The 4,992-nt window shown below is 65.8% G+C and carries 5 protein-coding genes; 3 read left to right on the forward strand and 2 right to left on the reverse strand.

Annotation, left to right across the window (positions count from 1 at the left end; genetic code table 11):
• Positions 1 to 1,199: ATP-dependent protease ATPase subunit HslU (hslU, locus tag AC1DYX_RS27675; RefSeq protein ID WP_477264881.1), on the forward strand; the 1,199-nt coding region annotated here is incomplete at its 5' end.
• Positions 1,200 to 1,233: 34 nt separating this feature from the next.
• Positions 1,234 to 1,431, forward strand: a complete 198-nt coding sequence (locus AC1DYX_RS27680) for a hypothetical protein (protein WP_477264883.1) — start codon at positions 1,234 to 1,236, stop codon at positions 1,429 to 1,431.
• A 77-nt stretch (positions 1,432 to 1,508) separates the two neighbouring features.
• Here AC1DYX_RS27680 and AC1DYX_RS27685 read toward each other — a convergent pair whose 3' ends face one another.
• Entirely contained in the window at positions 1,509 to 2,003 is a 495-nt protein-coding gene (locus tag AC1DYX_RS27685) for a cupin domain-containing protein (protein WP_477264885.1), read from the reverse strand.
• A gap of 117 nt (positions 2,004 to 2,120) precedes the next feature.
• On the opposite strand from AC1DYX_RS27685, the gene AC1DYX_RS27690 reads away from it, so the two are divergent.
• A complete protein-coding gene (locus tag AC1DYX_RS27690) occupies positions 2,121 to 2,852 on the forward strand; it encodes a helix-turn-helix domain-containing protein (RefSeq protein ID WP_477264887.1) in 732 nt (243 codons plus the stop codon).
• A gap of 295 nt (positions 2,853 to 3,147) precedes the next feature.
• Here AC1DYX_RS27690 and AC1DYX_RS27695 read toward each other — a convergent pair.
• On the reverse strand, positions 3,148 to 4,992 hold a 1,845-nt coding region (locus AC1DYX_RS27695), incomplete at its 5' end, for a TonB-dependent receptor (RefSeq protein WP_477264888.1).

The raw sequence follows: 4,992 nt of genomic DNA on the forward strand, positions 1-4,992 counted from the left end.
AGATCACCCCGAAGAACATCCTCATGATCGGCCCGACCGGCGTCGGCAAGACCGAGATCGCGCGCCGCCTGGCCAAGCTGGCCGATGCGCCCTTCATCAAGGTCGAAGCGACCAAGTTCACCGAAGTCGGCTATGTCGGCCGCGATGTCGATACGATCATCCGCGACCTGATCGACATCGGCGTCAAGCAGACCCGCGCCAGCGAAATGAAGAAGGTACGCCAGCGCGCCGAGGACGCCGCCGAGGACCGCATCATCGACATCCTCGTGCCGCCCGCGCGCGACTTCGGCTTCAACGTCAGCAGCGACAGCAAGGACGGCGGCGACGCCACGCGCCAGACGTTCCGCAAGCGCCTGCGCGAAGGCGCGCTCGACGACAAGGAAGTCGAGATCGACGTGGCCGACGCCGCGCCGCAGATGGAAATCATGGCGCCGCCGGGCATGGAAGAAATGACGGAACAGATCAAGTCGATGTTTGCCGGCGTCGGCGGTGGCCGCAAGAAGCCCCGCAAGATGAAGGTCAAGGACGCGATGAAGCTGCTGGTCGACGAGGAAGCGGCCAAGCTCATCAACGAAGACGAGATGAAGCAGAAAGCCATCGCCAACGTCGAGCAGAATGGCATCGTGTTCCTGGACGAAGTCGACAAGATCGCGTCGCGTTCGGAACACGGCGGTGCCGACGTCTCGCGCGCCGGCGTGCAGCGCGACCTGCTGCCGCTCGTCGAAGGCACGACGGTGAACACGAAATACGGCATGATCAAGACGGACCACATCCTGTTCATCGCCTCCGGAGCGTTTCACCTGTCCAAGCCGTCGGACCTGATTCCCGAGCTGCAGGGCCGCTTCCCGATCCGCGTCGAACTGGAGTCGCTGTCGATCGACGACTTCAAGAGCATCCTGACGTCGACGGACGCGAGCCTGACCAAGCAGTACGAGGCGCTGCTGGCGACGGAAGGCGTCAAACTGGAATTCGCCGCCGACGGCATCCATCGCCTGGCCGAGATCGCCTATTCCGTGAACGAGCGCACCGAGAACATCGGCGCGCGCCGCCTGTACACGGTGATGGAAAAGCTGCTGGAAGAGATCTCGTACTCGGCCACCGACAAGGCGGGCGAGGCGCTCGTCATCGACGCGGCCTATGTCAACGAACGGCTCGACGCGCTGGCGGTCAACGAAGACCTGTCGCGCTACGTGCTGTAATCTCCGGCACGGCAGGGACAGGAAAGGAGCGGCGATGGCAAACAAGGCATTGGCAACCCGGCAGAAGATGCGGCTGCGTGTCGAGCCGTCGCCGCCCGTCAAACCGCGCAACCCGTTCGCCGGCTTCGCCAAGGCACGCGCGGCCGGAGCGCACGCGAAGCCCACGGCCAGCGAACGGCTGGCCGCCAAGCGTGCGCTCAAAAAGGTGAAGCTGGAGCCGGACGAAGAGTAAGAACCTGTAGGGTGGGCACACCTGTGCCCACGCGAACGCCAGCATGACGCGAACGTGCCCACCCTACCAATCGGCGTCTATTTCACCAGCGTCACCAAGGGCTTGCCCTTTTCAGCGATATAAGTTGCGATCCCGGCGCCATTCCCGCTGCCGGTATTTCTGGCCGCGTGCACCGTCCCGGCCGGGATGAACACGGATTGCCCCGGCCTGAGCGTCACCGCCGGCTGGCCTTCCGGCTGGTATTCCAGCGTTCCCTCGACCACATACAGCACTTCGTCGCCCGGATGCGTATGCTTCGGCACGCCATGGCCGGCGTCGATCTCGACGCGTATCTGAACAACTTCGCGCCCCGGCGCCGCGATGTCGTGCCGCAGCAACTCGGTGCGCCGCACACCCGCCAGTTGGGCCAGTGCCGCCCCGCCCAGCGAGGCCAGGACGATGACCGCCAGCGTTTTCACAGCGTTCTTTTTCATACGAGCTTCCCTCCTCCGTTTGTCGACACGAGCAGTATCGATTGACACCGCCACGATGGCAATGTCACATGCATTCGGGCCCGCGCTGATGCGCATCATGACGTTGACCGGCCCGGCAAGCCGGACTCGACATTTCTTGAACTGGCCTGCCTTCTTCTGTACATTCGTTAGCGCCGTGTTGACGAATGCAAACAGAGAAACCAGAGAAACGACCCCATGAGCTCCCCCGATATGCTGCTGGACGTCCTGCGCGCCGAACTGCGCGCCGCCGGAATCACCTACAAGATGCTGGCCGACCGCATCGCCATGAGCGAATCGAGCATCAAGCGCATGTTCGGCCAGAAGGACATGACCCTGTCGCGCCTGGCCCAGATCTGCCAGGCGGCCGGCATCGCGCTGGAAGACGTGTTGCGGCGCGCGGCCGATGCGAGGCCGCAGGCCGATACGCTGACGCTCGTCCAGGAGACGGCGCTCGTGGCCAATCCGCGCCTGCTGCTCGTCGCCATCTGCTGCCTGGGGCACTGGAGCCTGGAACAAATGGTCGAGACGTATCGCTTGAGCGAACCGGAGTGCATCGGCCTGCTGGTGGAACTCGACCGGCTCGGCGTGATCGAACTGAAGCCGCTGAACCGCTACACGCTGCGGGTATCGAACGCTTTCCGCTGGCTGCCGGACGGGCCCGTGCAGCGCTTCTTCCGCTCGCATGTCGTCGAGGATTATTTTGCCGGCCGTTTCGATGGCGCCGGAGAAGCGCTGATGTGCCTGCCTGCGCGGCTGTCGCTGGCGAGCGCCGGGGAACTCGTGGAAAAGATCCACCAGCTGGCCGGAGAACTGGCGCGCATGCACCGCAACGACCGTCGCCTGCCGTCGCAGGAGCGCGAAGGCTTTACGTTGCTGGTGGGCTTCCGTTCGTGGGAATTTTCCGCGTTCACCGCGCTGCGGCGCTGACGAGCCGCTGGTGCTTGACGTCACGCGTGGGCACGTTCGTATGTGAGCCCCCCGGCCTCACATACCCCACCCTACGATTTCCCGAGGCCGTAGGGTGGGCACCCCGTGCCCACCATCAGCATCAGAAGTCGTAGCGCGCCGACAGTCGTAGGGTGGGCACCCCGTGCCCACCATCAGCATCAGAAGTCGCAACGCGCCGACAGTCGTAGGGTAGGCACCCCGTGCCCACCATCAGCATCAGAAGTCGCAACGCGCCGACAGTCGTAGGGTGGGCACCCCGTGCCCACCATCAGCATCAGAAGTCGTAGCGGGCCGACAGTTTCAGCTGGCGCCCGTCGCTCGGATAGATGCCCGACTGGCAGCCGAACGCATTGCTGAAGTAGTGGCGGTCCGCCAGGTTCAGGCCCGTCGCGGCGACTTCCCATGCGCCCAGCTTGACGGCGTAGCGCGCGTCGAACGTGGCATACGACGGGACGCGCGCCGCGCAGGCGTTGTTGAAATCGCTACCGTAGCGCTGGCTGTCGACCCATTGCGCGCCCACGTCGGCCGACTGGCCGTTGCCCGGCACCCAGGCCAGGCGCGCGGTGAGCACGTTCTTCGGTACGAGCACCATTTCGCGGCCGGCGTTCGGGCCTTCCGTGAAGCGGGCGATCACGTGCTGCGCATGCGCGCTCGCGCGCCAGCCCGCCGCGATCTCGGCTTCGGCGTCGATTTCGAAGCCCTTGCGCTCGGTCGGATCGAGGTTCGTGTTGGCGCCCCAAACGTTCGCGGTCGGGTCGTAGAAGATCTCGTTCTTCAGGCGGTGCCGGAATACGCGCGCCGTCAGCGTGCGGCTGTCGTCGCCCGGGGCGTGGCGCAGCGTGGTGCCGAGTTCCAGGTCGTGCGAGGTCTGCGGCTTCAGGATGTCGGTGACTGGGTAGCGGTAGCTGTTCTCGTCCACGTTGGCCACGCGGTAGCTCTGCCCCGCCTTGGCATACACGTCCACGAGCGGGTGGACGCGGTAGCTGGCCTGCGCTTCCCAAGCGTTCTGCGATTGCGAACGGTCTTCCGGCGCGACCTGGGCCTGCGCATCGACGTAGTCCTTGTCGAAGGTCTCGTGGCGTGCGCCGAGGGCGATGCGGCCGTCGTGCGCCGGATCGAAGCGCAGCTCGTCGCGCAGGTACACGGCCCTGGCGGACTGGCTCGCGTCCGCGTTCGAGAACGACGACGTCGTCTTGCGCTTCCAGCGCGTGACATCGAAGCCGCCCACCAGTTCGTTCAGCATGCCCCCCACGTCGCCGACCCAGCGGGCACGTGGCGAGAACTGGTCCTGGCGGCCGTCGTACGCATTGGTCGAGCCGAACGACAGGTAGTTCGAACGCACGTTGCGCTCGCGGTGCGACAGGTCGGCCGCCAGGTCGACGGCACCCAGGCGGTACTCGGCGAACACGTTCGCGCGATCCGTGTCGAGCGAACCGAAGTCCTGCGGTGTCGATGCCTGGCGCGGATCGGCGTCGAACTGGGCCAGGGTCAGCGAACCGGGCAGGCGCGAATCCTGGCGCGCACTCTCCACGTGGATGCCCGCACGGCCGCCCGTGAAGCGCGTCTGCAGGTTGAGCGATGCAGTGGTCTGGTCGAAACCGCTGTTGCGGCGGTAGTTGTCGCTGCCCTGGCGCGCCACGGCGATGTCGGCGCTGACGTTGCCCGCCGTCTGCGACAGCGAGGCGCGCACGTCGTGCTCGTGGAACTGCCCACCTTCCGCGAAGACGGAACCGTGCATGCCGCCCGTTTGTGCACGGCGCGTGAAGATCTGGATGACGCCGCCCGTGGCGCCTTCGCCGTACAGCACGCTGCCGCCGCCGCGGGTGATCTCGATGCGCTCGACCGTGTCGATCGGGATCGTCGACAGCACGGTGTTCGCCAGTTCGTTCTCGTTCAGGCGCACGCCGTCGACCATGATCACCATGTTCTGCGCGCTGTTGGTGCCGAAGCCGCGCAGGTCGAGCGCGAAGTCGGGCGACGAATCCAGGCTCTGGCGGCCGAACACGCCGCCGATCTTGCGGATCGCGCTGTTCACGTCGCTGGCGCCGGCACGGCGGATGTCGTCCTGCGTGATGACGGTGGCGCCGATCGGACGCAGGCTTTCCACGCTGGGGAAGCG

The organism is Massilia sp. P2_C2, assembly GCF_056404615.1.